The organism is Actinoplanes sp. NPDC026670 (assembly GCF_040638175.1).
Classification (GTDB): Bacteria; Actinomycetota; Actinomycetes; order Mycobacteriales; family Micromonosporaceae; genus Actinoplanes.
In genome coordinates this window covers 1-1,129 of sequence record NZ_JBEZXU010000211.1, presented here as the reverse complement: position 1 = coordinate 1,129, position 1,129 = coordinate 1, and the positions used below count along the sequence as shown (strand labels likewise).

The following is a 1,129-nucleotide window of genomic DNA, read 5'->3' as shown; positions in this document are numbered from 1 at the left end:
ACCGCGCCGGCCGTCGGATACACCGGGCCGCTGCGGTCCGGTGCTGGCGTGCCCGACTCGGCCGCCGCGCCGCACCCTCCCAACGCCACAGCCGACACCGCAGCGCTCAGCACCGCCCGAACCAGCCACCCAGCCCCATTGATGCGCGCGGATGCGCCCCCTCTGCGTGCCATATGACGCCTCCCCCGTACTGCCATTCGCGTCCCTGTCGCGGCAGAGCAATCACCATAGATCCACTGAGAAACACGGTGCTACTGTCGGCTACTCGTCGGTGACCTTGACACACGGGGGAGGCATCGCATGACGGGGAGTGTCTGCGCGCGACAGGAACGACGGCGGTGAAAACAAGCGTTGTCGCCGCGCACCGCACGCGCCTCGGAACCGCGCCGCCGCTGCCATCCGCGGTGATTCCAGCGAATCTCCAGAAGCCATGGCCGCCGATCTGGTGGGTCGGGTGCCACGGTGGTGCCGGCACGAGCACCCTGGCCCGACTCGTCAACGTCGGAGCGGATTTCGGGCGGGCTTGGCCACTGACGACACCAGCAATGCCACCCGCCCAGGTGGTGCTGGTCTGCCGACTGTCCGCCCACGGCATGTGGGCGGCCACCGGCGCCATCGAGCAGTGGCGTCGCCGCGCGGGCATGTCCGGCACGACGACGGTGCTGGGCGTGGTCGCCGTCGCCGCCAGCCCACGCCGGCCGCCGCGTATCGCCACCGAACGACTGCACCTGCTCAGCGGGTGGGCGCCACGGGTGTGGCGCGTCGGCTGGGTCGACGCGCTCCTGTCCGCCGACGACCCGCGTGACGTCGGCACCCCTCCCGACGTCGACGCGCTACGCCACGCACTGACGCAGACGACGCACACAACCCCGAGAGAGACACGATGACGCTCACAGACCTCCAACCCCTCCTGGAGCAACTCCTGGCCGCCCCCACCCCCGCGCCTGGCGGCGGGGTACCGAACCCCGGCGGCGGTGTGGCGCCCCCCGGGGTGGTGTCGACCAACGTCCTGGAAATCCTCCAGTGGATCGCCTGGTTCGCCACGGCGGCGTGCGTCGGTGGGATCCTCTACAGCGCGGCGAAGATGGCCCTGGCGCACCGCCGTGGTGATGACACCAACGTCGCCCAG

2 protein-coding genes are annotated in these 1,129 nt (G+C 71.0%); both read left to right on the top strand.

The window, feature by feature from the left end; translation table 11 throughout:
- The first annotated feature begins 545 nt into the window (after positions 1 to 545).
- Positions 546 to 887, top strand: coding sequence for a hypothetical protein (locus AB0E94_RS53170; RefSeq protein ID WP_360344657.1), 342 nt, complete (start codon positions 546 to 548; stop codon positions 885 to 887).
- The coding region (locus tag AB0E94_RS53165) for a hypothetical protein (RefSeq protein ID WP_360344654.1) at positions 884 to 1,129 on the top strand (246 nt) is incomplete at its 3' end. The genes AB0E94_RS53170 and AB0E94_RS53165, both read left to right, overlap by 4 nt.